This window comes from Sunxiuqinia sp. sy24, assembly GCF_052677165.1.
This window is the reverse complement of the sequence record NZ_JBQYLH010000019.1, coordinates 24555-48936: the sequence shown is the minus strand read 5'-3', so window position 1 is coordinate 48936 and position 24382 is coordinate 24555. Positions and strand designations below refer to the sequence as shown.

19 protein-coding genes and 1 tRNA gene are annotated in these 24382 nt (G+C 43.4%); 10 read left to right on the top strand and 10 right to left on the bottom strand.

Annotated elements, in window-relative coordinates; translation table 11 throughout:
- Positions 1 to 5: 5 nt before the first annotated feature.
- The 7 genes from ACUNWA_RS15790 to ACUNWA_RS15760 all read right to left on the bottom strand — a co-directional run bounded on the left by ACUNWA_RS15790 (position 6) and on the right by ACUNWA_RS15760 (position 7125).
- The gene (locus ACUNWA_RS15790) at positions 6 to 1190 is read right to left on the bottom strand and encodes a GlmU family protein (RefSeq protein WP_445592890.1); all 1185 of its coding nucleotides are present in this window, start codon (positions 1188 to 1190) and stop codon (positions 6 to 8) included.
- A gap of 76 nt (positions 1191 to 1266) precedes the next feature.
- On the bottom strand, positions 1267 to 1530 hold the full coding sequence (locus ACUNWA_RS15785) for a type B 50S ribosomal protein L31 (RefSeq protein WP_445592889.1): 264 nt from the start codon (positions 1528 to 1530) through the stop codon (positions 1267 to 1269).
- 81 nt (positions 1531 to 1611) lie between these two features.
- Entirely contained in the window at positions 1612 to 2787 is a 1176-nt protein-coding gene (locus tag ACUNWA_RS15780; protein ID WP_445592888.1) for a GNAT family N-acetyltransferase, read from the bottom strand.
- A 62-nt stretch (positions 2788 to 2849) separates the two neighbouring features.
- Positions 2850 to 4016 (bottom strand): GNAT family N-acetyltransferase, encoded by a 1167-nt coding sequence (locus ACUNWA_RS15775; RefSeq protein WP_445592887.1) that lies wholly within the window; start codon positions 4014 to 4016, stop codon positions 2850 to 2852.
- Positions 4017 to 4116: 100 nt separating this feature from the next.
- Positions 4117 to 4890, bottom strand: coding sequence for a Bax inhibitor-1/YccA family protein (locus ACUNWA_RS15770; RefSeq protein WP_445592886.1), 774 nt, complete (start codon positions 4888 to 4890; stop codon positions 4117 to 4119).
- A gap of 97 nt (positions 4891 to 4987) precedes the next feature.
- Positions 4988 to 5668, bottom strand: coding sequence for a DNA alkylation repair protein (locus ACUNWA_RS15765; RefSeq protein WP_445592885.1), 681 nt, complete (start codon positions 5666 to 5668; stop codon positions 4988 to 4990).
- A gap of 116 nt (positions 5669 to 5784) precedes the next feature.
- Positions 5785 to 7125, bottom strand: coding sequence for a hypothetical protein (locus tag ACUNWA_RS15760; protein WP_445592884.1), 1341 nt, complete (start codon positions 7123 to 7125; stop codon positions 5785 to 5787).
- Positions 7126 to 7868: 743 nt separating this feature from the next.
- Here ACUNWA_RS15760 and ACUNWA_RS15755 point away from each other — a divergent pair.
- The 9 genes from ACUNWA_RS15755 to ACUNWA_RS15715 all read left to right on the top strand — a co-directional run bounded on the left by ACUNWA_RS15755 (position 7869) and on the right by ACUNWA_RS15715 (position 18807).
- Positions 7869 to 9479 carry a tetrathionate reductase family octaheme c-type cytochrome gene (locus ACUNWA_RS15755; protein ID WP_445592883.1) on the top strand — a complete coding sequence of 537 codons (1611 nt, stop codon included), beginning with the start codon at positions 7869 to 7871 and terminating at the stop codon, positions 9477 to 9479.
- 42 nt (positions 9480 to 9521) lie between these two features.
- The gene (locus ACUNWA_RS15750) at positions 9522 to 10163 is read left to right on the top strand and encodes a cytochrome b/b6 domain-containing protein (protein WP_445592882.1); all 642 of its coding nucleotides are present in this window, start codon (positions 9522 to 9524) and stop codon (positions 10161 to 10163) included.
- A 1-nt stretch (position 10164) separates the two neighbouring features.
- Complete coding sequence (locus tag ACUNWA_RS15745; RefSeq protein WP_445592881.1) at positions 10165 to 10680, top strand: YeeE/YedE thiosulfate transporter family protein; 516 nt, start codon at positions 10165 to 10167, stop codon at positions 10678 to 10680.
- 42 nt (positions 10681 to 10722) lie between these two features.
- Positions 10723 to 11919 carry a YeeE/YedE thiosulfate transporter family protein gene (locus tag ACUNWA_RS15740; RefSeq protein ID WP_445592880.1) on the top strand — a complete coding sequence of 399 codons (1197 nt, stop codon included), beginning with the start codon at positions 10723 to 10725 and terminating at the stop codon, positions 11917 to 11919.
- A gap of 494 nt (positions 11920 to 12413) precedes the next feature.
- Positions 12414 to 12487, top strand: a tRNA-His gene (locus tag ACUNWA_RS15735).
- A gap of 224 nt (positions 12488 to 12711) precedes the next feature.
- The gene (locus tag ACUNWA_RS15730) at positions 12712 to 13713 is read left to right on the top strand and encodes a glutamate ligase (protein WP_445592879.1); all 1002 of its coding nucleotides are present in this window, start codon (positions 12712 to 12714) and stop codon (positions 13711 to 13713) included.
- A gap of 95 nt (positions 13714 to 13808) precedes the next feature.
- Positions 13809 to 15179: a glutamate--cysteine ligase gene (locus ACUNWA_RS15725; protein WP_445592878.1), complete on the top strand. Its 1371-nt coding sequence runs from the start codon at positions 13809 to 13811 to the stop codon at positions 15177 to 15179.
- Between the two features lie 74 nt (positions 15180 to 15253).
- Positions 15254 to 16999 carry an ABC transporter ATP-binding protein gene (locus ACUNWA_RS15720; protein WP_445592877.1) on the top strand — a complete coding sequence of 582 codons (1746 nt, stop codon included), beginning with the start codon at positions 15254 to 15256 and terminating at the stop codon, positions 16997 to 16999.
- Between the two features lie 23 nt (positions 17000 to 17022).
- Positions 17023 to 18807 carry an ABC transporter ATP-binding protein gene (locus ACUNWA_RS15715; RefSeq protein ID WP_445592876.1) on the top strand — a complete coding sequence of 595 codons (1785 nt, stop codon included), beginning with the start codon at positions 17023 to 17025 and terminating at the stop codon, positions 18805 to 18807.
- Between the two features lie 4 nt (positions 18808 to 18811).
- On the opposite strand, the gene ACUNWA_RS15710 is transcribed toward ACUNWA_RS15715, so the two are convergent.
- A complete protein-coding gene (locus tag ACUNWA_RS15710) occupies positions 18812 to 19870 on the bottom strand; it encodes a DMT family transporter (RefSeq protein WP_445592875.1) in 1059 nt (352 codons plus the stop codon).
- A gap of 67 nt (positions 19871 to 19937) precedes the next feature.
- Here ACUNWA_RS15710 and ACUNWA_RS15705 point away from each other — a divergent pair, with 67 nt between their 5' ends.
- A complete protein-coding gene (locus ACUNWA_RS15705; protein ID WP_445592874.1) occupies positions 19938 to 20510 on the top strand; it encodes a type 1 glutamine amidotransferase in 573 nt (190 codons plus the stop codon).
- A 303-nt stretch (positions 20511 to 20813) separates the two neighbouring features.
- Here ACUNWA_RS15705 and asnB read toward each other — a convergent pair whose 3' ends face one another.
- Entirely contained in the window at positions 20814 to 22490 is a 1677-nt protein-coding gene (asnB, locus tag ACUNWA_RS15700) for an asparagine synthase B (protein WP_445592873.1), read from the bottom strand.
- A 401-nt stretch (positions 22491 to 22891) separates the two neighbouring features.
- The gene (locus ACUNWA_RS15695) at positions 22892 to 24202 is read right to left on the bottom strand and encodes a sodium:proton antiporter (RefSeq protein ID WP_445592872.1); all 1311 of its coding nucleotides are present in this window, start codon (positions 24200 to 24202) and stop codon (positions 22892 to 22894) included.
- Between the last annotated feature and the right edge of the window lie 180 nt (positions 24203 to 24382).

The following is a 24382-nucleotide window of genomic DNA, read 5'->3' as shown; positions in this document are numbered from 1 at the left end:
TACTGCTAAAAACTACGAAAGGCGGCTGTTTGATCAAAAACCTGGGTGAGAATCTCTTCATCTGCAGGGGTTAGAGCTTTGTTTCGGCGTTCCATCACCCGCCTTGCTGTAGTTAAAACAGCTTTGAGCTGATGAAGCTTAAAGCCGCCATGGCCTCCATCGGCAAAAGACGGTACAAACTGTCGGGGAAATCCGGTACCATGAATATTACATCCCACGCCAACCACCGTTCCGGTATTAAACATCGCGTTAACACCCGCCTTTGAATGATCGCCCATAATCAGCCCGCCAAACTGCAAGCCTGTTTTAATAAACCTTCCGGAGCTATAATTCCAAACCTTCACCGGATCATAGTTATTTTTCAAATTGGAAACATTAGTTCCCGCTCCCAAATTACACCATTCCCCCAAAATAGAATGCCCCAAAAACCCGCCATGCCCTTTATTCGAATACCCCATCAGAATAGACTGACTAATCTCGCCTCCAACCCTACAATTCGGGCCAATGGTGGTACCACCATAAATCTTACTCCCCATATTAATGGTTGCATGCTCCCCTAAGGCTAAAGGGCCGCGAATCAAACTGCCTTCCATCAGCTCACTCCCTTCGCCCAGGTATACTGGTCCGTTCGTGGCATTGATGGTTGCATATTCCATTTTAACGCCGGGCTCGGCAAAGATATTTTCAGGGTGAATCAGCTGGTTTGTCTGACTGATTGGCTCCGACTCGCGGTTGGCTGTCAACAAATCAAAATCATGCTGAATTTGATTTCCATTCAAGCTAATCAAATCCCACGGATAGTTGATCACGTCCAAAGCTTCCGAAAATTCATCCCACTCAATTGTGAGCTCTCCGGATAGAAAGGCCCCCAAAGAAACATCATCTAAACGAGCAGCCACCGGATGCCCCTGATAAGAAATCCCGCTTCCTTGACCAAGCTGCATAACCTGCTTAACCAAACTGTCAGTGGGACAAATATTCGCCATAACAAGCCAATTGTCCGAGGTGGGCTGCATTGAATACTTCGCCTGCAAATAAGCTTCCGTTTTCCACGAATAATTGCCTGGCATTCTACGTTCCCACTTTTCTCTAATTGTCAAGATACCGGTTCTTAGTTCAGCAACCGGGCGTGTAAAACAAAGAGGAAGAAGGTTTTCTAACACATGCCCATCGTGTAAAATGATATTCATATTGAGTTTTTTACAAAAGTAAGGCAAAAAAAAAGCCTCGCAAAAAGCGAAGCTTATATATAGAATAATTCTAAGATTATTTCTTTTTACTATCCATGTGCTTTTTATACCGGTTCATGAATTTGTCAACACGTCCAGCGGTATCAACAAGTTTCATTTTCCCTGTATAAAATGGATGAGAACCACTCGAGATCTCCACTTTAATCAATGGATACTCAACTCCGTCAACCACTTCAGTTTCTTTTGAGTTAACGGTTGATTTAGTCAAATAAACCTGGCCATTTGACATATCTTTAAACGCTACTAGGCGATAATTTTCCGGATGTATTTCTTTTTTCATTGCTGATTCTTTTTTCAACATTATTTCAATCGGGTTGCAAAGATAAGTACTGTTTCTTATTTTCCAAAGAAATTTCTCTTTTTATTGCTCTTTTTCAGCTCCTATGATGGGAGCCCGCACAAAGGGTTTATTCCTGTCAAACAAATAACGCATGGTGTAGTGCGTTTTCACATGCTTGCCTCCCACCGATTCATACAGGGAAACAATCTTCGGATTGAAATCGCCAGCCCATGAGAGCTCCACTTCGGTGTACTGAGGTTTCTTTTTCATCAGTTTATCCTGATGCCAGAAAATAGCCGATTCGATTCCTGAACGCTGGTATTTTGGTGATACTCCCATAATCAGAATACGCGTCCGGGTAATCACTTTCTTCTTTTTGTAATACATGAACTTCAACATATTGATAAAGTTCAATTTGCCGTTTAGTTTTTGTAGAATCTGGTTAATGTCCGGCACCATCACAAACAAGGCAATGGGCTCATCATCATGGTAGGCATACCAAATCATTTCCGGATCAAGCACGCCTTTTGAACTCTGAATGAAATCGCGCAAATCCTGTGGATCCAATGGTTTAAAGTGCTCATGAAAACGCCAGGCTTCGTCGTAGATATGGCAAAAATCTTTGATAAACTTTTCCGCATTATCGAAATCAAAATGCTTAAAACTGTACCCAGGCTTTTGGGCTACCCAGCCGGCTATTTTCCAGAATCGCTCCGGAAAAGGAACGGAATAATCCAGGTGATAGCTAAACTGCTTAAAGTACATTTTAAAGCCATAATTCTCGAATAACATCTGATAGTAATTCGCGTTGTACGGCATTCCATACCCTTGCGGCATAAAACCGTCAACCAACAATCCCCAGTTCATGTAATTTTCACCAAAATTAACGGGGCCATCCATTGCTTCCATACCTCGTTCGTTCAACCACTCACGAGCAGTGTCAAACAATAAGTCAGCCACTTTCTGATCGTCAATACATTCAAAAAAGCCACAACCTCCAGTGGGTTGTTCAAAGGTTTTGGCCTTGTCGTAATTAACGAAAGCGGCGATACGGCCAACGGGTATTCCTGTTTCATTTAAAACCACCCAACGCTCAGCTTCTCCGTTTTTAAACGAAGGATTTTTCTCTGGTTTAAAGGTATTTTCCACCATCCCCTGAATGGGGGCAGCCCAGTTTGAATCATTCTTATAAATAAGATGTGGCAGCTGATGAAACTGCTTCGTGGTTTCTGAATTATTTACAGTATGTAATTGCATGTGATCAGTACTAGTTTTGGTGACAAGATACAATAAAAAATATTCTTCGATAAAGACCTTCCTTAGTCTTCGATTATTGACGAGCGCTTAAACTCCTTTTGCCGATCAAAAAGATAGCGGAGTGTTAAATGGGTTTTCATTTTCTTCCCGCCAACGGCCTCAAAAATGGAAATCATTTTCGGATTAAAATCCCCAACCCAACTCAGTTCCATTTCATCATACCAATCTTTTTTCAACAATACCTGACGCAGCTGATAAAAGATAGCCGATTCAATACCTGACTTTTGAAACTCAGGCACAACTCCCATTACCAACACCCGGCAACGGCTAATAACCTTTTTCCGTTTCAGATAAAACAACCGAAGCATTTTTAGCAGATTCATTTTTCCGCTAGGAAAATACTGAATCAACTGATTTACATCAGGAATCATCATAAAGAAAGCGATTGGCTTTCCATCGCGGTAGACAAACCAAATAAAATCTTCCTCTAGAATAAATTTCGATTGGCTAATCATATCGCGCAAATCCTGCCGATCAATGCGCTTATAGTTATCATGTTTTTTCCAGGCCTTCTCGTATATTTCAATAAAGTCGGCAATGTATTTGTCCCGATTTTTAAACCTGAAATGCTCAAAATGATAACCTGGTTTTTTCGCCATCCAGGCAGCAATCTTCCAAAAACGCTCAGGTAAATCAGGACTGGTAATATTCAGATGATAACTGAATTGCTTATAATAAGTTTGAAAGCCATAATTCGCCCACAGTTGGTGATAATATTGCGGGTGGTAATTCATGCCAAAACTTTGGGGCATAAATCCATCAACCAAAAGGCCCCAATGAAAAAAGTTCTCTCCCAAATTGATGGGGCCATCCATCGCGTCCATACCTTCACTTTTCAGCCATGTTTTTGCGGCATCAAACAAGGCATCCGCGACCTTCTGGTCGTCAACGCTTTCGAAAAAGCCAACCCCTCCGGTCAACTGCTCAAACTGAGCAGCATATCCGGATGTATGAAAGGCCGCAATACGCCCAACCGGCTGCTCATTTTTATAAATTACCCATCGGCAAGCATTCCCCTTTTGCAAAGCGTTGTTCTTTTGGGGATTGAAAATATCTTCCACCATCATGCGCAGTGGCGCAATCCAGTTCTTGTCGTTCTTGTAAATTAAGTAAGGAAGCTGATGGAAAATATCAACCTGCTTTTTGTCCTCTACCTTTACTAACTGCATTTACCTGTATCTTGATTTTAAAAGCACCGAAAATAATACTTATCGCAAGAAAATAAAAACAGGGACCAAAGTCCCTGTACTATTTTCAATATTCTGATTTTTAGTCGCGACTAGCTAATTTGGATAATAATCTAAGAATTTCGATGTACAACCAAACCAGGGTGACCATCAAGCCAAAAGCACCATACCACTCCATAAATTTGGGGGCGCGTGCTTCAGAACCGCGTTGAATGAAATCAAAATCCAAAATCAGATTCAACGCAGCAATAGCCACCACTACTAAGCTAAATCCAATGCTAAACAGGCTGTTGCCATGTAAAAACCCGGTATTGGCTCCAAATAGGCCGGCAATAAAACTGATGAAATAAATTAAGGCAATCCCTCCAGTGGCGCCAATAATCGCCATGCGGAATTTCCCGGTTGCACGAATTCCTCCTGAACGGAACAAGAACAGCATGATAAAAAACACGCCAAAAGTCAAAGCGACCGCCCGCATGACCATACCAGGATACTGAACTTCAAAAAAAGCGGAAAGCCCACCGAGAAAAAGTCCTTCAAAAACGGCGTAAACAGGCGCTGTAATGTTCGCATAACGTGGACTGAACACGGTAATCATGGCGACTACAAACCCACCAATACCACCGCCAATAAGCCAAGGTGCAACAACCGAAAAAGCACCTTCGGGAGATCCAAATTCATACGCTCCAAAAAACTTCCGCCAGGTAAATGTGGCAGCAAATGCCAATATCAAGAACATCAGACCCGTTTTATTCACGGTTCCCTCAATGGTCATCACCTCAGTCTGAACTCCGGTTTGCACTTTATTAAACACCGAGTTTGATAAGGCAGGGTTCGATGATTTCGTCAAATTCATAATTCGTTATTTAAATTGTTTTGTCTGTTCCTATAAAAACTATACCAAATTTATGCAGACTGCCATTTTGCGTCGCTTACACTATTTGTCAAAACGGCTAAAATTCGGCAATATCTTCGAGTAACAATACAGCCATTTTTCGAGCCTGTTCCTCCTCAAGTTGCTTCGCCTGTTCCAAAAAAGAACGGCACGCATCTCTAAGCTCATCGCTGCGATTAATCAGGATCGTCATACTCCGGTAAAAAACCTGTCCCAACTCCGGATCCTTAATCAAAGGCTGAATCACCTCGAAAAAGGGTTCAAACATTTCATCGATCGCCTGTTTATCCACCATAGCCAGACGGCCCATCAGCTGCAGTCCTGTATATCGCACCAGGTGTTTCTTGCCGCGGCACCACTCCAGTGCTTTAACGTAAGCAAACTTCGAATGAACAAACAGGTTGGCAACTGCCTGCTCGGCAATTTCAGTTGTCAGAAAACTTTTGGTCCAAAAATCCAACTGCTCCTCCGTCACCTTTTCAGGCTCATCCAGAAGCGTGGCCATAATCATGCTTTCGCGCCACTGTTTGTTCCAAAGTTTCAGTGCCAGCAAATGGTTCTTATCATAGTTTCTGGCAAGCTCACGCAATGAAATAACAGAAGCTCCCCAGTTAATTTTATACTGCAAGCCCATGCGTTTCATCTGGGCAACTGTTTCGCCGTTTTTCAGTCCTCTGATTTTCGCCAGAATCTCCATAAACTGTTTATCGACCACCGGATCGTCAAGAAGTATATCCATAGCTCTAAATTTCAAATTCGTTCCCACAAAAAATGGATTAGCAAAAATAGCGAATAGATTAGCTGCCTGAAACTATTCATGCAGTTTATTACCGGGATGTTAAATTCTATTTCGATTCAGGAGAAAAAGGGAAAAACAAGAAAATCAACAATAAGATAACTAGCTAAAAAGACAATACTATACGCAAAATACAGAGAAACAGGAACATATTCGGCCATGCTAATATGGAGTTTTTTCCGAACCAAAAGAACTAGCACGATCCGCTCAAATAGATGCGCTATAAGAGTCGCATAAGCAACGCCGATCAAGCCAACAAACTGAACAAAAATCAAACTCAGCACAACGTTTAATACAATTTCTCCAAATGATACAAATAAAAAGACAGTTGTAATTTGCTTCCCAATCAAAATGGTTTGCGGAAAAATTAACCGCAAGGTAATCAAGAGTAAATAGACGTTGAATACTTTAGCACTAAAGGCAAATCCCGAAGTAAAAAACAAGGGGAAAAGCAGGTTCGAGAACACCAGAACAACAAGTGTCAGAGGAAAAAGCCAATGCATCAAGCGCGCTGAGTTCGCTTTTAATTGAGCCAACACTTCGACTAGGGGCAGCCGCCTAAAAGATGGGATCATGCCATGGCTTAAGGCATTCGCCATGATGATAACCAAGGGAAAATCACGCGCGCCATACCGAAAAACGGCAAACAATTCCGGATTGTAAAAGTGCGACACAATAGCACCGTCGATATACTGCCCAGAACCGCTCAGCAAAGAACTTCCGACTAAAGGATAGGATAGTTTAAGGTGACGTTTCAAAAATGGCCAGGACAAAATAAAACAAGAGTAGCGTTTCAAAACTCCTAAAAGAAAAATAAAACGCAGCCCACTGACCAGGACCAATGCCTGAATGGAATACACAATAGGCCAACCGACCAATGCCGGCAAAGTGACCAGCAACAATTGCAATCCATAGGAAACCAGACCGTAAACAATAATGGCATAAGTCTTATTTTTCTTGAGGAAAATATATTCAATAAAATTTGAGGGTGACGCCAAAAAGAGATAAGCCAGCAGCCAATAAAAATACGGCACCTCAGCGCTCCCATTGAGCATGGCTTGAAACTGCTGCTTGAAAACCAGCAAAAACAAAACGGACAGCGTACTAAATCCAAGCAATAACAAAAAACTGTTAAAGTAAAGGTTTGACGATTGATTTCGGGCATCAACATCCATTTTAGCCTCCTCATCATCCAATGCCAAAAATGTTTGTAGCACACCCCGAAGCCAAAAGAAGGAAAGCGCTCCGGCAATAAATAAAAAAGATTCGTACTGCCCGATCTCATGCCGGGGATAAAAGCGAACCAAAACCACCCCAACCAGAAATAAAACAGCAAACCGCAGCAACTGAATAAACTGCAAACTGGAAATTGTTGTTATGTATTTTCGTAGAAAAATCATGTTCTTCTTCCTTCTCTGCGTCATTAAACCAAATGCATTTCATAACAGAGAAAGTGTTTCAGCTCATAGACTGACAGTTGCTCCCTCATGCAATACAAACAAAAAATCAGCACGCTTCAAAACCGATCTATTCCTGAAAAAAGTGATCGGCCAAAACCTTCGCAAATATATACATCATCATCCTCGAGATGACGGCAGAGGCATAAATTCAATTACGACAACTGTTCAGTCCGCGCAGAGCTGTTCTCATTTACAAAGACTCCACCCCATATATCGAAAAGAGTTAGCCGAAATTGCATTTAATGAAAACAACGCTGCATATGCCTATAGAACGAGGTTCAAGATAGCTAATTTCCGGAAAGGACAACTTCCAAACACACATCAACTAGAGAAATCGAAGCGATTGCACAAAACAACCTTCCCGCTTAGAGCAAATCAGTCCATTTTAGCAAGAATTTTCTGAATCAGAATTAACCAAACAAGCCTAAATAAAAAGACAAAACGATACAAAAATACATTAAAAACATTGAATAAACCCGTAATTTAGAGCGCTTTTAAACTACTTCACAAAGCCCTCACAAAGACACACATACAGGAACACAACAACTACAAGAACAGGACAAAACCGGACAAATATCCATCAATCCATACATTATCATAGGTCTATTTATAAATATAGATATATTTGTATGCAAAACAAGAACTTTAGTTCAACGAATTTGGCTCAAATTAAACCCTACACTATGAAAGTCATGTATAAAAACATACTTTTTATCGTCATCGCAATTATTGCTGCTCTTGTTCTGGTCAATGTACTTCACCAAGAAGCGTCGTACAACCTCAAGCTGGAAACCCTCAAGCAGGAATATGCCATCAAACCAACGTCTTCAGTCGATCACAGCAAACTTCCGGCACTACAACGAAAGTTTAAAACCCCTCAGGAAGTCACCGAGGCCTGTATCTCGTGCCACACAGAAACGCACAAAGAGGTCATGGCCTCGTCGCACTGGAACTGGGAACGCCTTTCGTATGTTGAAGGGCGCGGAATTTCAGCCTCCGGAAAAAACACGGTCCTCAACAATTTCTGTATTGGCTCCAACTCCAATCAACAAGCCTGCGCGGCCTGCCATATTGGCTATGGCATGAATGACAATCATTTTGACTACAACAATGCCTTGAATGTGGATTGCATGGTCTGTCACGACAATAGCGAAGAATACCAAAAAGGATCTTCCATGGCAGGCTATCCTGACCGAACGGTTAATCTCGAAAAAGTAGCCCAATCGGTTGGTATTCCGCAGCGCAATAATTGTGGCTCCTGCCATTTCTTCAGTGGTGGTGGAAACAACGTCAAGCATGGCGACCTGGAAGTGGCACAATTATCAACCACCCGCGAGGTGGATGTTCACATGGCTGTCAACGGAATGAACATGACTTGCGTAGATTGCCACACCGCTGAAAATCATCAAATCAAAGGCAAGCTTTATTCGGTATCGACAAGCAATACTGACCGGGCCACCTGCGAACAGTGCCACTCCACAACACCGCACTTCAGCCACGTACTCAACCGACACGGCTCCAAAGTATCGTGCCAGACCTGTCACATTCCGGAATACGCCAAGGTAAATGCCACTAAAATGGCTTGGAAATGGTCGGAAGCCGGAAAGCTAAAAGATGGCCAGCCATATTCAGAGGAAGACTCCATTGGCAACCATCGGTACCTATCCATTAAAGGTTCTTTTAAATGGGAGAAAAATGTCAAACCCGATTATGTCTGGTTCAATGGAACTGCAGACCAATACCACCTGGGCGACAGCATTACGACAGTCCCCTTGCAAATCAACACGCTGAACGGATCTTACAACGACAGAAACTCTAAAATCATTCCTGTAAAGATTCATGTGGGCGATCAAATATACGATAAGGAATTTAAGCGACTGATTCAACCCAAACTCTATGCAGCCAACCAAGGCGACAGTGCTTTCTGGAAAGATTTTGACTGGAAGAAAGCAGCCGCTGCTGGAATGCACGATGTAGGCTTACCATTCAGCGGCGATTATGGGTTCATTGAAACAGAAATGTACTGGCCCATCAATCATATGGTGGCTCCCAAAGAACAAGCATTGAGCTGTGTGGAATGCCACTCGCGCGATGGACGCCTGGCCGAGCTAACCGGTTTTTACATTCCCGGGCGTGACCGCAATAAACCACTTGACACAGCAGGTAGCTGGCTGATCGTTTTGGCTCTTGTTGCCGTTATCGGGCATGGACTCATGCGGGTGTTATCCACCATCATTAAAAATAAATACGAAAAGCAGGTCATTGACTATGACCAGCCTGATATAACCGACTAATTCCAAAAGATTAAAATTCACTTCAAATTAACTTATCAAACAATGCGAAAAGTATATATCTACAAAGGATTTGAACGCTTCTGGCACTGGACTCAAGCGTCACTCATCATGTTTTTGGCTCTGACTGGTTTTGAAGTGCATGGGGCTTTCGAAATCTTCGGGTTCGAGAAAGCGGTCCAGTTTCACCGGGTTGCCTCCTGGATGCTCATTGGCCTGATTGTATTTGCTATTTTTTGGCACATCACAACCGGCGAATGGAAGCAGTACATTCCAACAACGAAAAAACTAAAAGAACAAGTATTCTATTACCTGTTCGGAATCTTCAAAGGCGAAAAACACCCAACAACAAAAACAGAACTCAGCAAGCTAAACCCCTTACAGCGCATGGTCTACCTGAGCTTCAAGCTCATATTAATTCCGATGACTGTTGTTTCCGGCATCTTCTATTTGCTTTATAAAACAATTGACCAAAACAATCTCGTGGTCGTCGAAGAATACCCTTTGGAAGACATTGCCTTTTGGCATACGCTGGGAGCCATCCTCCTCATCGTATTCCTGATCGTGCATGTGTACATGACCACTACTGGAGACACCCCTACCTCCAACATCAAGGCGATGCTGACTGGCTATGAAGATCTGGAAGATACTCCTATTGAAAATGAATCACCAAAAAACATCCAATAAGATGAAACCAAAACCATATATGAATCCTTATTTAGCCGGTTTCTTACTGGGACTGGTTCTGTTAGTTACTATCTACATCACGGGCCGCGGACTGGGAGCCAGCGGAGGTGTCAAAAGCGTCGTGCTCACCCTAATTTCGGACCTGGCACCCTCACACACGGCCAGCACACCCTACCTGTCCAACTATGCTGAAACGCATCCTGGCGGGCCATTAAAAGACTGGTTATTTTTTGAAATTATGGGTGTCATTATCGGGGCTTTCCTTTCGGGCGTAATCAGCAACCGGATGGGTTTAAAACTGGAACGCGGCCCCAAAATAACCAACCTAACCCGGATTGTCGCAGCAATCATTGGCGGTTTCCTCTTTGGTCTGGGTTCGCAGCTGGGACGAGGCTGCACCAGCGGAGCAGCCTTAAGCGGAATGGGTGTCATGTCGCTTGGAGGCATCATCACCATGCTGGCCATCTTCGGAACGGGATATTTTTTCGCCTATTTTTTCCGAAAACTCTGGCTTTAACATCACATTCAATCATTCAGTAAATCAATTATTCAATAGATTATGGGACCATTAGTACCTTATCTTATTAGCAACGAATTTAACTTGATGATTGCCTTGCTTGCAGGCATCGGGTTTGGCTTTGTATTGGAACAAGCCGGCTTTTCGTCAACAAAAAAACTAGCGGGTTTATTCTACGGATATGACTTCACCGTTTTAAAAGTATTCTTCACCGCCGGCGTAACAGCCATGATTGGAGTTCTGCTTTTCGGGCACTGGGGAATACTCGAATTGAGCCTAATCTACATCAACCCGACGTTTTTATGGTCAGCCCTGCTAGGCGGAGCAATCATGGGACTTGGTTTTATTATCGGAGGTTTTTGCCCCGGAACCAGTATCTGTGCGGCCGCGATCGGTAAGCTCGATGGCGTCGCCTTTGTGTTTGGCTCGGCACTTGGCATCGTGGCATTTGCCGAAAGCTTTCCATTTTTCGAAGACATCTACCTGGCCGAAAACTGGGGCCCCTTGCTTATAAACGAGCAGCTGGGCTTATCAAAACCGGTGTTTGCCGTACTGCTCACTGCCATTGCCCTAATCGCTTTTTACCTGACGCACTTAATTGAGAATAAAGTGACCAAGCACCCAACAGAAGTTACCCCAAAGAAACGAATCAATTACGTGGTCGCCGGAGTCCTTGGCTTCTTTCTGATTGGAATCGTCGGCTTCACGCCTTCAACGGAAGAAATAATCGAAAATCGGGTAAGCTCCCCCCAAAGACATGCCGAATATCCCTTCAACGAAGTCAGCTCAGATCAGCTGGCCTTTGAAATTGCCAATAATTTCCATCAGATCAACATTATTGATGTACGATCTCCCGAGGCATTCGAGGAGTATCACCTTCCTTTGGCGATCAACATTCCTGCTGATGAGATTATGGATCGGAAATGGCAGAAAATATTTGATCAGAAAATTAAAACCAATTATTTCTACGCTGACGGCGAAAGTCTGGCTAAAAAAGCCTATTTATTATCAAACTACGCAGGAAAGTCCGCCAATTGCCTACTCAAAGACTCTTCAGCCGAATTCAGGCTAATCTATTCCAACATAAATCCACCAGCAGCCACTGCATCTAAAGAGCTCTTGAACACCTATCACTACCGAAAAAAACTAGCCGAAGATATGGATAAGCTGGTTGAAGCCATGAGCAACCTGAATAAACCTGTAGAGATAAAAACCGCTGTAGTCAAAGGTGGATGTTAACGAAATACCCACAAAGTCGAAGTTTTATACGCCTATAAAAATCAGAACGCCTCAGACATCTGCAACAAGAAGAGCGAACCAATTGGTTCGCTCTTCTTGTTGTCGTTCTCTTTTGCCTTTTCATAAACAAACCTAAAAAAAAGCCACCAATCGGTCAAATTTCCGAGTCTGTTGATTATCCGTCCCCGATTTTCACCCGTCTTTTAATAAAGAAATAGTCACCCCTGTTCATTTATACTGATCAAAACCTGTTCAAACCCCACCTGCCAAATCAGACCAACAAACAACCCTCTGTTTATCATCACATTAAAACAAGACATCCCCCTGAATCCTCCTTGAAATCTTGCCGCCAGCCCATATGCCCCCATTTCGTTTCATCAACATTTTTCAAAAATATTTTTCAAAAATGTTGATGAAACTATTTCAGGAAAAATAAAAATGTTATATTTGCACCCGCTTACGAATAGCAACGATGCCTAAAGCATCGAAACATGGTGGTTGTAGCTCAGTTGGTTAGAGCACTGGATTGTGGTTCCAGGGGTCGTGGGTTCAAATCCCATCATCCACCCAAGAAAATTAACCCAATTAATTGTTTAACAATTGATTGGGTTTTTTCTTTTTTTGTTCCAGACATAAACAGACAGGCTTCTTGCTTGTTTAGTTTCTTTAGTCAACCAATCCAAACGGACTAAACGAAATAAATACCTACAAAACGGATTAAAACTCCAGCACAGTTTATTTCGCTCGTTTATTCCTAATTTTGAATTTAAGAAACACAGGAGATACCACGAAATGGAAAATTCAACATACAACTTCACTCCCCTTTCCGGCTATGAAAATTTTGAAGCGACCACTCAAATCATCATTTCCGAAATCCTGAGGCGCAAATTGCCTTTCGAGATCATCGACGCCAACAACAACCTGCTGGCCGTTACCTTCAACAACAAAGAATACATTATACATGAAGGAACCATTTCTGACGCAAACAGCCTGATTGCCTACTGGATTTCAAATGATAAATGGATGACCCGGCAATTTCTGAAACGACGAAACATCAGGCAAGCCAAAGGAGTTTTGCTACAGCGGGATTACACAGCCGAGCAGCTCGGCACGATTGATTTTCCGGCAGTAGTAAAACCGGCCAACACCGATCACGGCATTGCCGTAAGCACCAACATCCAAACAACCGATGAGCTTCAGGAAGCCATCAAGCGGGCTTTTCAGCATGCCGATAAAGTGATTGTGGAAGAGTACTTCACCGGCCGAGAATACCGTTTCCTGGTTGTTGACAGCCAGGTACGAGCCATTGCCTATCGCGAACCAGCCAATATTTCGGGCGACGGCAAGCATACAATTCGGCAATTGATTGAGCTAAAAAACAGAGGCAGAGGAACCGATTACCGACATCCGTTGTTAAAGATTACGATTGACGATGAAGTGCTTCGCCACCTCAAAGCCTTGGGATTAAATCCGGATAGTATTTTGAAACCAGAAGAAAAAGTGTCTTTACGTAAAAACTCGAATCTGAGCACAGGCGGAGACAGCATTGATGTCACCGACGACATGCCGGACTTTTACAAACAAGTAGCCATTAAGGCAGCACAGGCGGGAGGCCTCAACATCGCCGGAATTGATATCATCATTCAAGCGATTGATCGAACACCATCAACTGAAAACTACATTGTAGTCGAGCTAAACGCGCCGGCCATGCTGTCGATGCACGATTTTCCCTACATTGGCAAAAATCGGCATGTGGAAAAATATGTCCTTGACAGCATCCTGAATTCAAAATAAATTACGCTTGCTCGGTTAACAATATGATTAATCGACAAGCAAATCCAACATGAGAACGACAACTTCAGGCTCATGTTAATTAGTAATTTGGCATCATGACGGAAATCGAAAAACAACAAGAGATACAACATAAATCGCAACTGGTTGCTTATTTTGAGCGCGGGAACAAGCCTCCTGAAAAATGGGGAATTGGTACCGAACACGAAAAATTCCTTTACGAGCAAAGCTCCTTAAAGCGACTGGATTACGCATCAGAATCAGGGATCCGAACGATTCTAAGACACATGCAACAATACGGATGGGACCCCATTATGGAGCAAGACAAAATCATTGGACTAAGTCAGGACGGTGCTTCCATAACCCTGGAGCCAGGAGGACAATTTGAGCTGTCAGGCAAAAATTTCAGCACCATCCACCAGACCTACATGGAAACCAAAAAGCATTTTGAAGAGCTGAAAATGATTTGTCACAAGTTTGGCTTTTTTAGCCTGCCCATGGGCGTTGATCCGCTATGGCGTGTTGACGAGCTGCCCTGGATGCCCAAATCCCGTTATGCACTTATGCGTAGCTACATGCCCACTAAAGGAAAACTGGGGCTGGAGATGATGACCAATACAGCCACCATTCAGGTCAATCTGGATTATGCCAGCGAAGCAGATATGATTCAGAAAATGCGTATAGCACAAGCTTTGCAGCCTATCGCAACAGCCATCTTTGCAAATTCACCCTTCACCGGAGGAAAACCAAATGGCTATTTAAGTTATCGGGCACAAATCTGGAATGACACCGATCCTGACCGCTGTGGCTTTTTGCCTTTCATTTTTGATGAAGGATTTGGCTTCGAACACTGGGTTGACTATCTTCTGAATGTCCCCATGTACTTCATTTACCGCGATAATCAATTTCTTCCAGCCAATGGAATGACATTTAAAGATTTTATGGATGGTAAACACACGTTAAAACCAACCATGAACGACTGGGAAACACATGCCTCTACGGTTTTCCCCGATGTTAGACTAAAGCAATTTATTGAAATGCGCGGGGCCGATGCCAGCTGCGTGAATCACATTGCGGCACTTTCAGCCTTTTGGGTTGGACTGTTGTATGATACGAAAAGTCGAAACGAAGCCTACGAACTGATCTCGAATTGGGACATCGAAACCATGCAAGCCATCAGAGCTCAGGTGCCCAAGGCCGGCTTAAATGCCTCCAGTGGAAACATCCATGTTGGCCAAATAGCGATACAACTCTACCGGATCGCCCTGGCTGGACTCACCCGCCGGTCACAACTGTGCGGTTCCGAGGACGAAAGTCAATACCTCGATCCGGTACGTGATATAACAGCAAGTGGTGTCACCCAAGCCGAAAGGCTGCTAGACCGCTACCACACCACTTACCATGAAGATGTAAGGGAACTATTATACAACTGGCAGAGATTACAATTGCAAAGCTGTCCAAACGAATAAACAAATACTGACTCGCTATCTGAAAGATCCGACATGCACGGGAACAGATAAGCATAAAAGCACATAAACGAACCATGTTTTCAAAACTGAAGTTCTTACTCAACTACATGCATCAATACCGTTGGTGGTACACCGGAGGAATTCTCTTTCTGGCCCTTACCGTCTGGGTATCGGTTTCCATTCCCGAATATATACAACGCGCCATCGACCTCATCGCTCTGGGGCGTTTGGGCAACGAATCAGATTTTACCAACAATGTATTGATCATTGTTGGTCTGGCTGCAACCTTAATCGTAGTGCGTTCCCTCTCGCGAATCTTGATTTTCATTCCAGCCCGGCTCGTCGAAAAACAACTGAAAGGCGAACTCTTCAAAAAGCTATCCTCCTTTGGTAAGGATTATTACGATGAAAATTCCACCGGGACCATCATCTCCCGCATCAACAATGATATTAACGGAGTGCGACTGATCACCGGATTTGGCTTTCTACAGATTGGCAACATCTTGTTTTCCCTATCGCTAACACCCTATAAGATGTGGCACCTCTCTCCCGCCCTAACACTGTACTGCTTTATTCCGATGGTGGTCATCTTTGTGGTGGTGCGCATTGGGATGGCTGTAATGGTGAAAAATACACGTCGGCAAATGAATATTCTTCAGAAGCTCTCCGGAAAAACCATTTCTTTTCTGTCGGGGAATAGTGTCATCAAAAGCTACAATATTTATGATTACGCCGAACAGGAAGTTCAAAAGGAAAACATTTCCCTGTTTGAGGCGACCATGAAAATAACCTGGATCCGATCGTTCATTATGCCCATGCTCGCCAACCTCGGACAAATCCTCAAGATTGTGGTGCTGCTTGTTGGCGGAATGTACGTTATAAACGGAAAGTTCACCATTGGAGAACTAACTGCATACATCGCTTATGCCGCCCTATTGAGTCACCCCATCATGGGACTGGGCTGGGTACTCACCATTTTCCAGCAAGGTTTTGTGGGCATAAGCAGCCTGCAAACTATTATGGATCGCCAAGGACCGGACGAACATCGGCAGCTACTTCAGCAGCAAGAGAAAAAGCAGCTTTTCCAATCGGGTATCGAAGTCAAAAACTTAAGTTTCACCTATCACAATGGCGACCGACCGGCCTTGCAAGACATCTCCTTTTCCATCAACCCCGGACAGGTCGTTGGCATCACCGGCCAGGTAGGCTCCGGCAAAACAACATTGATCAACTGTTTGAATGGCTATTTACGCCCCGAAAAAGACATGATCTTTTTTGGTGAGCAAGATGCTGCCGAGCTAAAGAGCGCAACAATCCGTTCTGCGGTACGCACCGTTAGCCAAGAGGTTTTTCTTTTTTCTGATAGCATTGAAAACAACATTACCTTCGGATCAACGAAAGCTACAAAGCGAAATAATTTCGAAGAGGTCATTTATAAAAGTGCATTTGCCGATGAACTGACTCGTTTTACACATCAGGAAAAAACACTGGTGGGCGAAAAAGGCATTATGCTTTCCGGAGGACAAAAACAACGTATCAGCCTGGCACGAGCACTTTACACCCCTTGCGACCTGCTTATCCTGGACGATGTTTTTTCGGCCGTAGACACCGATACGGAACGCTTCCTAATCAAACAAATCTTTGATCAGCGAGCGGCAAAAAGCCTGCTCGTCATCTCAAACCGGATCAGTGTGCTGGAAAAAACGGATTTCACTCTGGTACTCGAAGATGGGCGAATGGCTGCCAAGGGAAGTCATCAGGAACTCCTGAGCCAATCAGACTTTTATCGGGAAATATTGACCTTACAACAAGAAAACTAATTGAACACGTCAACACAAGTGCAATGATAAACGCAAGCCAAAAAATTCTCAAAACAAAAGACTGGCAACTGCTTCGGCGGTTTGCCCGCTATTTTGTTCCACATAAAAAGTGGCTTTATCTCAGTATCGCCTCTATTCCGATTACAACCACAGCCGGCATCCTTTTTTTATGGCTGGTCGAAAATATTGTGGACAACTACATTGTCCCGGGAAATGTAGAAGGCCTGCTATTACAGGTTATTCTTCTTGCTGTTGTTCTCATTGTCAACTTACTATTTGATGGCATTTACAGCTATTCGTTTTCAAAATCAGGTGGGCTGGCCATTGTCGATGTACGCAAAAAACTGTTTGGAAAATCCTTGCGCTTCCCGCTAAGCTATTTCGATAAAAAGCCAATTGGAGTCACCTTGTCGCGACTAACCAGCGACATGGAATCCATTTCAGAATCGTTTGCCACTGGCATACTGGGTTTACTGGCCGACAGCATCAAAACCCTAGCCTTGGTTGGCTACCTCTTTTTCCTCAACTGGCGACTCACCTTGGTTTTACTACTAGTCGTGCCTCTTATTATTCTGGTGATGCGTTATCTTCGAAAAAAGATAAGAGCAGCTTACAACAACTCACGCACCAGTCTGGCCAAGTCAGCTGCCTACCTGCAGGAAGCCCTAAACGGAATGAAAACCATTCAACTTTATGCGGCTGAAAATGAAGCATGGGAGAAATACGATGCGTTGAACAAGCAATATTGCGACGCCCAAAACAAGTCGAACGTATACGATTCAGCCCTGTACTCGCTGGTTGAAGGTATCACTTCCGTTGCCACGGCTTTGGTTATTTGGTATGGTGCCGTTCAAATTTGGGATTACGGCTTCACCATGGGTGTGCTTATTGTATTTGTAACCACCCTCGAACGTCTTTTTGTTCCAGTTAAGCAGTTTGCCCAGCAGATTTCGACCATCCAGCGGGCCTTGTCAGCCCTGGAACACATCAACGAACTGTTTGAGCAGCAAGTAGAAGATCCCACAGAAGATCGTACAAAGGCAAAACCTCAGGCCCTGCCACTCCACGAAATTGAATTTAACAAGGTCTCCTTCCGATATTCTGAAGATACGCCCGATGTTTTGAAAAACATCTCCTTCAAACTTCGAAAAGGCGACCGCCTGGCCTTGGTCGGAACAACGGGGTCCGGAAAATCAACCATCATCAAACTGCTGGCAAAAACCTACACCGGCTATCGAGGCTCAATCAGAATCAACGGGATTGAATTGACCGACCTGCCACTGGCTCAGATTCGGGAAACAATATCGGTCATGCAGCAAGATATTTTCATGTTCAACAATACTATTGAATTCAACATATCGCTAGGCCGCGAGTCCATTTCCCAAAGCGACGTAAAACAGGCTGCCTCCTTCGTTTTTGCCAACCATTTCATTCACCAACTGCCTGGCGGATACAATTTTGTTATTCAAGATAATGGTGACAACCTTTCGAAAGGACAGGCCCAGCTGATTTCGTTTGCGCGTGCCATTTGCAGCAACAGCGAACTAATCATTCTGGATGAAGCAACCAGTGCGGTAGACTCGCTGACCGAACAATACATCCAGCAAGCCATTGCCAATATCTTCTCGCTGAAAACCGTTATCGCGGTGGCTCACCGACTCAGTACGATCAAAAATTCAGACTTAATTCTCGTTTTGGAAGACGGTCGGATTATTGAACGCGGGAACCACGACGAACTACAAAAGCAAGGTGGAAAATACGCGCAATTATTGCATCAGTTTGAAGAGGAAAATAAAGGCGTAGAATAAAAAATCAGATAAAAAAGACAGCCACACCCAGCACCGTAATGACGGCTCCGACAATTTCTTTCCAATTGACCTTTTCCTTGAAAATAAGGATAGCAGGTGGAATGATCAACACCGGAACAATGGCCATAATCGTAGCGGCAATACCGGCCTTGGTATGTTGAACGGCAAGAAGTGAAAAGGAGACGCCTAAGAAAGGACCAAAAAAGGAGCCAAGCGTAATGCGCTTCATCGCCGAGGTGTTTTTCAAGGCAGCCCACACCCGCTGGTAGCGCTTCATAAAAACAAACAGCACCGCAAACCCTACGATTCCGGTCATTACCCGAATTTGCGAGGCCGCAAAAGCGTCGTAATCTCCCATCCCTTTTTTACTCAATACCAGACCAGTTGCCTGTCCGAGCGCTCCACCCAGTGCAAGCAGAATACCGGGCACACTGTATGCTGAAGTTAAACGCTTTCGAATTTTCTGCCCCCCGTTCAATGTACTGTTTTCCCGCTTCAAAATAACCATACTGATTCCCCAGAGGGTAATGCCCATGCCTACCCAATTCATGGGCGACAAGACTTCATCCAGCATGAAATAAGAAATGAAAGCTGTGAACGGTGGTGTCATTGCCATGATTAGCATGGAGATGCGGGCACCAACAACAACAAAAGCCTGAAATAAAAGTAAATCTCCAATAACAAAACCAATTAAGCCAGACAAGGCCAACCAGCCCCACTGGTATAAGGTTGCATCGAACGGGAACCACATGCCGCGTGAGAGCTGCGTATAAAGAGAATAAATAAAAAACGCGATAACCAAACGAATCAGATTAACAGCCAGCGACCCCACTTTTTTACCTGCTGACTCAAAAGCCATACTGGTAACGGTCCAAAACACAGCCGTTAACAAAGCGGCAATTTCGCCCCAATAAGCCGCCATTATGAAAAGTCCTCCTTTGCTCGACAAGGGAAAGATAAACTGGACCGTAGTCTGTCGTGAATAACCATTAATATCATTAGAGAGAATAATTTCGATTGGCTCAAAAATAATTAAATAATTCAAGCCCCAACCAAATATCATTCAGCTTTTCCTCTTCATCTTTTCTGATTGCAGGAGATTCTTTTATCTTCGAAAATAAAAAAAACATATGCGATTATTAATCCTCAATAGCGCCGAACCCGCAGTTACAGAATTTGCTGAAAACATTGCTAAGATCCTTCAAAAAAAGGAGGTGACTTATGACCTGAAAAACTACCGATCCTGCCTCAACACCGATTGGTCAAACTACAGAGGCATCCTGATTTCAGGCTCGCCTCAAGGCGATGACATCGTGGAACACCATCAGCCCTATTTTCAGTGGATCAAATCCTTTCCAAAACCAATTATGGGCATTTGCGCTGGCCACCACATCACCGGAGCCATGTATGGCGCGGAGTACCTTCGCAGCCTTGAACCGGAATCAGGCGATTGTTCCGTAGAAATTGTTCAGGACGATCCTATTTTTAAAGATTTCCCAAAAACGTTCATCGCTCGGCAAATGCATAATGACTCCATCAGTTTGCCCCACAATTTTATTCATTTAGCCCAGTCATCGGCCTGTTACAACCAAGCCATGAAGCATACTAAAAAGCCCCTGTATACTTTTCAGTTCCACCCGGAATACCTGAACCCAAAGCTCATTGAGAATTTTGTAACCATCTGTGCAGACTTTGCAGACTAATCTGAATTGAAAGATAAGTTCACATTACTTTTTGATCCTTTTTTAGTTTTAGAGGTACCAATTAATAAAAACATTGCTTTAATTAGCATGATAAAATCTGAAGAGCAATCTTCATATTTGTTACTCATGAATGAAAGGCCGTCTAACCAGCGGCCTTTCTGCGTATAAACAAAAAGGCCAGGCACTGCAAAAATTAAAACACGAAAAAGCCAGTGCCCTCAGACACCGACTTTCACTCATTTTTGGCAAAATGTGCATTGTCTCAACCGCAATGCGATAGTTCCATTTAAGTTTCTCCCCAAACTATTTTTCAAAAATAACGGCTTGTTCATGAACACCGCTAACAGAACGCCCCGATGGGTCTGCGTTGTTTTGAAACGAGACATCCCAGGCGAGGGCTTCGGCGGTACTGCAAGCAATCGAAGGCACGGAAGGCACGCAGGAAGCTGCTGCATCGGATGGAAAATGCTCTTCAAAGATACTGCGGTACAAATATTCTTCTTTCGATCGTGGGGTATTTATTGGAAAACGGAAGCTGGCATTGGTCATCTTCTCGTCCGAAACCTGCTCTTTCGCAATTTCTTTTAGGGTGTCAATCCAGCCATAACCCACACCATCGGAGAACTGTTCTTTCTGTCGCCAAGTCACACTTTCAGGCAACAGGTCTTCAAAGGCTTTGCGGACCACCCATTTTTCCATGCGGCCACTTCCGGCCATTTTCGCTTCAGGATTTAAGCGCATAGCAACATCGATAAATTCTTTATCCAGAAAAGGAACACGCCCCTCAACACCCCAGGCCGCCAATGACTTATTGGCCCGCAAACAATCGTAAAGGTTAAGCTTATTCAGCTTACGCAACGTTTCTTCATGAAATTCCTTGGCGTTAGGTGCCTTGTGAAAATACAGGTAGCCACCAAAAATCTCGTCTGCCCCTTCACCGGTCAGCACCATTTTAATCCCCATCGATTTAATAACCCGTGCCAGCATATACATCGGAGTCGATGCCCGGATAGTCGTCACATCATACGTTTCGATGTGGTAGATGACATCTCTGATAGCGTCCAGGCCTTCCTGGATGGTATAATGAATTTCATGGTGAATCGTTCCGATATGATCAGCCACTTTACGGGCAGCTTCCAGGTCGGGCGAACCATCCAGCCCAATAACAAAAGAGTGCAACTGCGGCCACCAGGCATCTTTCTGATCCCCTTCCTCAATACGTTTAGCTGAAAATTTCTTCGCCAAAGCTGAGGTCACGGAAGAATCGAGCCCTCCTGAAAGCAACACCCCATACGGCACATCAGACATCAGCTGCCGATGCACAGCTTCTTCCATTGCCTTTTTCAAGGCTGGAATACTGGCTTCGTTAGCCTTAACATTCTCGAAATCCGTCCAGTCGCGGGTCCACCAGCGTTTGATTTCACCATCTTTGCTATACAAATAACTAGCCGGCGGAAATTCCTGAATTTTAGTACAAACGCCCTCTAACGATTTCAGTTCCGAACCGACATAAAAGTTCCCCGATTTATCCCAGCCCATGTAGAGCGGAATAATACCGATATGATCGCGCCCTATCAGGTACGCATCATTTTCTTCATCGTATAAGGCAAAGGCAAAAATACCATTCAAATCATCCAGAAAGTCAACCCCTTTTTCCTTATACAAAGCCAAAATAACCTCGCAGTCTGACCCAGTCTGATACGCATAAGAATCTTTGGTTTGCTCACGAATTTCGCGATGATTGTAAATTTCACCATTCACCCCAAGGATAAGTTTCCGATCGTCACTATACAAAGGCTGACCTCCTGACTCGGGATCAACAATAGATAAACGCTCATGGGCAATAATCGCTTTTTGCCCACAATAAATGCCAGACCAGTCTGGTCCTCGATGCCTTAGCTTTTTTGATTGCTCCAAGACCTGAGGTCTCAATTCCTGAGCATCTGTTTTCAAATCAAATACACCTACTATTCCACACATATTGCCAGTAATTTAAAAAATGAGTTATCAATTTGATATTACAAGAACTCAAAACTAATCATTTTGTTCTTATTTAAAACCACAAATTGACGTTTTAACACAAAAACAATAGCTTTTAATGTCACAAATATCACATTACAGGCTTTTTTCACTCAATTTGAAAACACGAATTAATAAGCCCCCCCCCGAAAAGCAGAAGGCTAAATTTATAACTAAGAGCAAAAAGCAAAACACAGCAACTAAAAACACATAGGCTTAACCCTATTTTATCACGAAAAACGCCACCCACCCCCAATAAGAGCAACACCAATCCCTGATCCAATAAACAATGCAACGTAGGAACAAAAAAAAGAGCAGCTCATACATGAACTGCTCTTTTATTTTAAAATGTATTTCGTTTTCTACAAGAAGATCCACTGCGTTACAATGTAAACTGGCAATAAAATAATGATTGAGAATTTAAAGATATAGCCAAAGAAACTTGGCATATCAATTTTATTCTCTTCGGCAATCGCCTTCACCATAAAGTTTGGTCCGTTACCAATATAGGTCATGGCTCCAAAAAACACAGCACCCAGACTGATGGCTTTCAACAGCACTTCAGGAATGTGAGCAACCAGTTTTGCACCACCAAACTGATCAACCATCCCCAGGGCTAAATTATGAAAAGACACAGCAGTTGGCGCATTGTCCAGGAAAGAACTTAGGGTTCCGGTGGCATAGTAAAAATGCATGGGGGTCGACAGACCAAATGAATGGGCATTTTCTTTTAAGTAAAGCAAAGCCGGAACCATCGTAATAAAAATCCCCAGGAATAGATAGGCAACCTCTATAATTGGTGCCCAGGTAAATCTATTCTCTTGGTAGCGCATTTTGCTGTTGGTGAATACCAAAGATAAAATGGCCATCAGTAAAATCACACCTTCACGAATAAAACCCAGGTAATGATTTTCATGAATAGCATGAATGTATTGCTGATTCAAAAAAGCAACAGCCAACACGACACCAATCAAAAAGACAAAGTTTAGGTTCCCTTTCAGTTTGATAGGCTCCACATGCGAACGATCCTCAGCAATGGATGCTGGAGACTCTTTTTTATGGTAATACGTATCGAAGATGAAATAAATCAGCAACAGTAGAATATTGGCAAAAAGCCAAGGGCCAACTAAGCCAAAAAACCAGGAGAAGGGCGCACCTCTTAAATACAGCAAGAACAAGGGTGGATCTCCCAGCGGAGTCAACATTCCACCAGCATTAGCCACAATAGCAATAAAAAAGAGAATGGTGTGTACTTTAAACTTACGCTCCGAGTTGGTTTTAATCACCGGACGAATCAACAACATCGCTGCTCCGGTAGTTCCCATAAATGAAGCAAGTAAACCTCCGATAGCCAGAAAAAGAGTATTGACTGCCGGCTTGGCTTCGATATCACCTTTCAAGTGAATACCTCCGGTAATCACAAACAGTGCTCCCAATAAAATAATGAAAGGGACATAATCAAAAAGCATTTGGTGGATAAGCTCATGATGCAGGCCTTTAACAATCAAAACGATTGCCAATGGTACTCCCAAAATCAATGACACTTTTAACTTATTTATATTTTCCTCCCACCAGTGATGGAAAAATAAAGGACCTATTGCAATAAAGAGCAACATAGCCACAAACGGTAAGGATAACCATAAGGGCATACTTTCTACAGTTCCATGGTTCATAATCTAAATCTTATTCGTTTTTGATTCGATGTCGAAAATAAAAAAATATTCTCCAACAAAATTGTAATATATTTTATAACATCAGCTGACGTTCGCTGTTTGAGCTTATTTAGTTCAATTCTAAATCCAAAGCAAACCCCCACTCCATCAGGTCGAGTAAATAAAAAAGGGACCTAAGTC

What these genes read in the sequence shown, in the direction of transcription:
- ACUNWA_RS15775 (WP_445592887.1), bottom strand. Translation starts at nt 4,016, where the DNA reads ATGCAGTTAGTAAAGGTAGAGGACAAAAAGCAGGTTGATATTTTCCAT.
- ACUNWA_RS15755 (WP_445592883.1), top strand. Translation starts at nt 7,869, where the DNA reads ATGAAAGTCATGTATAAAAACATACTTTTTATCGTCATCGCAATTATT.
- ACUNWA_RS15695 (WP_445592872.1), bottom strand. Translation starts at nt 24,202, where the DNA reads ATGAACCATGGAACTGTAGAAAGTATGCCCTTATGGTTATCCTTACCG.
- ACUNWA_RS15785 (WP_445592889.1), bottom strand. Translation starts at nt 1,530, where the DNA reads ATGAAAAAAGAAATACATCCGGAAAATTATCGCCTAGTAGCGTTTAAA.
- ACUNWA_RS15780 (WP_445592888.1), bottom strand. Translation starts at nt 2,787, where the DNA reads ATGCAATTACATACTGTAAATAATTCAGAAACCACGAAGCAGTTTCAT.
- asnB (WP_445592873.1), bottom strand. Translation starts at nt 22,490, where the DNA reads ATGTGTGGAATAGTAGGTGTATTTGATTTGAAAACAGATGCTCAGGAA.
- ACUNWA_RS15750 (WP_445592882.1), top strand. Translation starts at nt 9,522, where the DNA reads ATGCGAAAAGTATATATCTACAAAGGATTTGAACGCTTCTGGCACTGG.
- ACUNWA_RS15790 (WP_445592890.1), bottom strand. Translation starts at nt 1,190, where the DNA reads ATGAATATCATTTTACACGATGGGCATGTGTTAGAAAACCTTCTTCCT.
- ACUNWA_RS15745 (WP_445592881.1), top strand. Translation starts at nt 10,165, where the DNA reads ATGAAACCAAAACCATATATGAATCCTTATTTAGCCGGTTTCTTACTG.
- ACUNWA_RS15705 (WP_445592874.1), top strand. Translation starts at nt 19,938, where the DNA reads ATGCGATTATTAATCCTCAATAGCGCCGAACCCGCAGTTACAGAATTT.
- ACUNWA_RS15720 (WP_445592877.1), top strand. Translation starts at nt 15,254, where the DNA reads ATGTTTTCAAAACTGAAGTTCTTACTCAACTACATGCATCAATACCGT.
- ACUNWA_RS15770 (WP_445592886.1), bottom strand. Translation starts at nt 4,890, where the DNA reads ATGAATTTGACGAAATCATCGAACCCTGCCTTATCAAACTCGGTGTTT.
- ACUNWA_RS15710 (WP_445592875.1), bottom strand. Translation starts at nt 19,870, where the DNA reads ATGATATTTGGTTGGGGCTTGAATTATTTAATTATTTTTGAGCCAATC.
- ACUNWA_RS15715 (WP_445592876.1), top strand. Translation starts at nt 17,023, where the DNA reads ATGATAAACGCAAGCCAAAAAATTCTCAAAACAAAAGACTGGCAACTG.
- ACUNWA_RS15725 (WP_445592878.1), top strand. Translation starts at nt 13,809, where the DNA reads ATGACGGAAATCGAAAAACAACAAGAGATACAACATAAATCGCAACTG.
- ACUNWA_RS15765 (WP_445592885.1), bottom strand. Translation starts at nt 5,668, where the DNA reads ATGGATATACTTCTTGACGATCCGGTGGTCGATAAACAGTTTATGGAG.
- ACUNWA_RS15740 (WP_445592880.1), top strand. Translation starts at nt 10,723, where the DNA reads ATGGGACCATTAGTACCTTATCTTATTAGCAACGAATTTAACTTGATG.
- ACUNWA_RS15730 (WP_445592879.1), top strand. Translation starts at nt 12,712, where the DNA reads ATGGAAAATTCAACATACAACTTCACTCCCCTTTCCGGCTATGAAAAT.
- ACUNWA_RS15760 (WP_445592884.1), bottom strand. Translation starts at nt 7,125, where the DNA reads ATGATTTTTCTACGAAAATACATAACAACAATTTCCAGTTTGCAGTTT.